General features: G+C 62.1%; 3 protein-coding genes. 1 reads left to right on the top strand and 2 read right to left on the bottom strand.

Going from position 1 to position 4,717, the window contains the following annotated elements; translation table 11 throughout:
- Window positions 1–600: AMP-binding protein (locus PHD22_RS16365; RefSeq protein WP_299869342.1), on the bottom strand; the 600-nt coding region annotated here is incomplete at its 3' end.
- Between the two features lie 350 nt (window positions 601–950).
- Between PHD22_RS16365 and gdhA the strand changes: the two genes are divergently transcribed.
- Complete coding sequence (gene gdhA, locus PHD22_RS16360; protein ID WP_299869339.1) at window positions 951–2,294, top strand: NADP-specific glutamate dehydrogenase; 1,344 nt, start codon at window positions 951–953, stop codon at window positions 2,292–2,294.
- Window positions 2,295–2,504: 210 nt separating this feature from the next.
- Here gdhA and PHD22_RS16355 read toward each other — a convergent pair.
- A partial coding sequence (locus tag PHD22_RS16355; protein WP_299869337.1) for a methylmalonyl-CoA mutase family protein occupies window positions 2,505–4,717 on the bottom strand: 2,213 nt, incomplete at its 5' end.

The following is a 4,717-nucleotide window of genomic DNA, read 5'->3' as shown; positions in this document are numbered from 1 at the left end:
GGAGGTATACAGCATCACCGAGACATCCTCAGGGCTGCCCTTGTCGATCTCGTTGAGGAGGAAGTCAGGGTGGTTCTGGTCGTGAATCCGCCCCATCTCCAGGACTTCATCCAGACCATGCAGAAAGGTCTGGTTGTAATGGCGCAGGCCGCGGGGGTCGTCGTAGATCACGTGCTCGAGCAAGGGCAGGTCGCCCTTGATCTCGAGCATCTTGTCCACCTGCTCCTGATCTTCGACGCAGGCGAAGCGGATCTCCGCATCCTGCATCACATAGGACATTTCCTGGGCAACGGCGTCCTGGTACATCATCACCGGAATGCCTCCCAGACACTGGCAGGCCGCCACTGACCAGTACAGCCGCGGCCGGTTGTCACCCACCACGGCCAGGCGGTCGCCACGCTTGAAACCCAGCTCGGCCAGCCCGCTGGCAATGGCCCGTACCCGCTCCGCCACCTGCGCCCACGTGTAGGTTTGCCAGATCCCGTACTCCTTCTCGCGCATCGCAGCCTGATCGGGCCGTTGCCGTGCATGGTGCATCAGCAGACGCGGAAAGGTGTCCAGGCCCGCGCTGTCCGCGGCTGTCGCTCGGGTATTGGACATCCCCATCCTCCTCCGGTTGTGTCTCGGTCTCGTCCTCGCCACTGCGTCCGGAGCGCTCCCGGGGGAGCCTGTCCAGCGGTGACGGATTGTCTTTTTTGCTGAATCCGAGTCTCGCAAACCATGTTTGCTCAACTGTTTTTCAAATGTACGAAATTGTGAAAGATCGCCGACGGCACCCGCGGCAGATCCCCGGCTCCAGAGCCCTCGCCATCCATCCCCCCCTGCGCACCAAAAAAGCGCACACAGGACAAGAAATCCACAGTACGCACCAAAAAAGGACGGAACACTGCAGAAAACCGGATCCATGCACTAAAATGGGCCTGTTTATTTGGAGATGACGAGATCAGCCCATGAAATACAAGTCCCTTGAAGAGTTTCTGTCCTACGTTGAGCAACGCAACCCGGGGCAGCCCGAATTCCTGCAGGCCGTAGGCGAGGTGATGTCGAGCCTGTGGCCTTTCATCTCAGCCAATCCCCGTTACGCCGAACATTCCCTGCTCGACCGGCTGGTGGAGCCCGAGCGGGTCATCATGTTCCGAGTCTCCTGGGTGGACGACAGGGGCGAGGTCAACGTCAATCGCGGCTACCGGATCCAGCACAATGCCGCGATTGGCCCGTACAAGGGCGGCCTGCGCTTTCACCCCTCGGTCAACCTCTCCATCCTCAAGTTCCTGGCCTTTGAACAGACCTTCAAGAACGCCCTGACCACCCTGCCCATGGGCGGCGGCAAGGGTGGCTCCGATTTTGATCCCAAAGGCCGGAGCCCCGGCGAGGTCATGCGCTTCTGCCAGGCCTTCATGACCGAACTCTATCGCCACGTCGGCCCCAACACCGACGTCCCGGCAGGTGACATCGGCGTGGGCGGGCGCGAAGTAGGCTACATGGCAGGCATGATGAAGAAGCTCTCCAACGAAGCCAGCTGCGTCTTCACCGGCAAGGGCCTGACCTTCGGCGGCTCCCTGATCCGCCCCGAGTCCACCGGTTACGGTACGGTTTACTTCGCCGAGGCCATGCTCAAGCAGGCCGGCCGCAGCCTGGAAGGCATGAAAGTGTCCGTCTCCGGTTCCGGCAACGTGGCTCAGTACGCCATCGAGAAGCTGCTGCAGATGGGGGCAAAACCGATCACCTGTTCGGACTCCAGCGGCACGGTGATCGACGAGGACGGCTTCACCGCCGAAAAACTGGCGGTGTTGATGGAAGTGAAGAACCATTACTACGGCCGCGTTTCCGACTACGCCGCCAAGGTGGGGGCCCGCTTCGAGCCCGGCGTGAGGCCGTGGCACATCCCGGCGGACGTAGCCCTGCCGTGCGCTACCCAGAATGAACTCGATGCGACCGACGCCGCCACCCTCATCAAGAACGGCGTCATCGCCGTGGCCGAAGGTGCCAACATGCCCACCACCGTGGAGGCCATCAAGCTGTTCGAACACAGTGGCGTCCTGTACGCCCCAGGCAAGGCCAGCAATGCCGGCGGGGTCTCGACCTCAGGTCTGGAAATGAGTCAGAACGCCATGCGTCTCTCGTGGACCCGCGAAGAAGTGGACGCTCGCCTCAAAGAAATCATGACCGGCATCCACGCCGCCTGCCTGAAGCATGGCAAGCGCCCTGACGGGAGCGTCAGCTACGCTGATGGAGCCAACATTGCAGGCTTCGTGAAGGTTGCCGAGGCGATGCTGGCCCAGGGCGTGATCTGATCCCGCTTTACAAGAAGAGGGGCTGTCCGCTCAGGAACGGGCACCTTCCCCTCCCCCCCATGACAGCGGGCAATCCTTTTCCTGCAAGCGGCGCTTCGCCAATCGAAAACGCCGGGGAAAGATGACCACCCACCCATGACAAAAACGGCGCCCTCGGGCGCCGTTTTTGTCACGCCCCTCCTTTCAGAGGGGCGGTCTTGCTTGTTGGCGTTACATGCTCCGGCGGTACTGGCCACCCACGTCGTACAGGGCCGTGGTGATCTGACCGAGGGAGCAGTACTTCACTGCATCCACCAGCACCGCAAACACGTTACCGTTCTCGATCACCGTCTGCTTGAGCAGGGCCAGCCACTTGGGTGCCTGGTCGGCGTTGCGGGCCTGGAAATCGGCCAGACGAGTGAGCTGGCTCTGCTTCTCGTCCTCGGAGGAACGGGCCAGCTCGATATCCTGCTGAGCCATTCCCTTCGGGTTGAGGAAGGTATTGACGCCGATGATCGGGTAGGAGCCGTCGTGCTTCTTGTGCTCGTAGTACAGCGACTCCTCCTGGATCTTGCCGCGCTGGAAGCCGGTTTCCATGGCGCCCAGCACGCCACCGCGGGAACTGATGGCCTCGAACTCCTTGAGCACCGCTTCTTCCACCAGATCAGTGAGCTCGTCGATGATGAAGGCGCCCTGGTTGGGGTTCTCGTTCTTGGCCAGACCCCATTCCCGATTGATGATCAGCTGGATCGCCATGGCCCGGCGCACGGACTCCTCGGTCGGCGTGGTGATCGCTTCGTCGTAGGCGTTGGTGTGCAGGGAGTTGCAGTTGTCGTAGATGGCGATCAGGGCCTGCAGCGTGGTGCGGATGTCGTTGAAATCCATCTCCTGGGCGTGCAGCGAGCGGCCGGAGGTCTGGATGTGATACTTCAGCTTCTGGCTGCGCTCGTTGGCGCCGTACTTGTTCTTCATCGCCACGGCCCAGATGCGGCGGGCAACACGACCGATCACCGAGTATTCCGGGTCCATGCCGTTGCTGAAGAAGAAGGACAGGTTGGGGGCGAAGTCATCGATCTGCATGCCCCGGGCCAGGTAGCTTTCCACATAAGTGAAGCCGTTGGACAGGGTGAAGGCGAGCTGGCTGATCGGGTTCGCGCCGGCTTCGGCGATGTGGTAGCCGGAGATCGACACCGAGTAGAAGTTCTGCACCTGGTTATGGACGAAGAACTCCTGGATGTCGCCCATCATCTTGAGGGCAAATTCGGTGCTGAAGATGCAGGTGTTCTGGCCCTGGTCTTCCTTCAGGATGTCGGCCTGCACGGTGCCACGCACGCTGGACAGGGTCCAGGCACGGATCTTCTGGACTTCGTCGTCAGTGGCATCGCGGCCGTTCTGGGCCTTGAACTTGGCCAGCTGCTGCTCCAGCGCGGTGTTGAAGAACATCGCCAGGATGATGGGCGCCGGGCCGTTGATGGTCATCGACACGGAAGTGGTCGGGTTCACCAGGTCGAAGCCGTCGTAGAGCACCTTCATGTCGTCCAGGGTGGCAATGGAGACACCCGAGTTACCGATCTTGCCGTAGATGTCCGGACGCGGATCCGGGTCGCAGCCGTAGAGGGTGACCGAGTCGAAGGCGGTGGAGAGGCGGTGCGCCGGCATGCCTTCGGACACACGCTTGAAGCGGCGGTTGGTGCGGAAGGCATCACCTTCGCCGGCGAACATCCGGGTGGGATCCTCACCTTCACGCTTGAAGGCGAACACGCCGGCAGTGTAGGGGAAAGAGCCGGGGACGTTCTCCTTCATCAGGAACTTGAGGGTCTCGCCGTCGTCCTCGTAGGTGGGCAGGGCAACCTTGCGGATCTTGCTGCCGGACAGGGACTCGGAGGTGAGGACCGTGCGAATCTCCTTGTCGCGGATCTTCACCACGTACTCGTCGGCCGCGTACAGCTCGACGGTCTTCGGCCACATGTCGAGGAGCTTCCTGGCGGTGCCGGTGAGCTCGCCGTCCTTCCATTCAATCAGCTCGTCGAAGGAGCCGGCATCCTTGCTGCAGCCCTCGAAGAGCTTCTTGGAAATGCGCAGGGCCTGACGTTCGCGGGCGATGCGGGCCTGCTCGGCGGTGTGCTTGTGGTAGCCACGCACCGAGTCGGCGATTTCTGCCAGGTAGCGGGCACGCTCGGCGGGGACGATGGCCCGGCCGCGGCTGGAGGCCTTGACACTGACGATGGGCAGCTTGGCCTTGCCGAGCTTGAGGCCCTTGGCGGCCAGCGCCGGAGCGATGGCCTGGAACAGGGCGGTCACGCCGTCGTCATTGAAGCGGGCGGCCATGGTGCCGAACACCGGCATCTGTTCGGTGGGGGTGGTGAACAATTCGCGGTTGCGCTGGTACTGCTTGCGCACATCGCGCAGGGCATCTTCGGCGCCCTTGCGGTCGAACTTGTTGA

Origin of the sequence: Zoogloea sp., from assembly GCF_028693495.1 — a bacterium.
In the GTDB taxonomy this organism is placed as follows: Bacteria; Pseudomonadota; Gammaproteobacteria; order Burkholderiales; family Rhodocyclaceae; genus Zoogloea.
The sequence above is the reverse complement of the archived record's forward strand: the minus strand, read 5'-3'. Positions and strand labels throughout refer to the sequence as shown.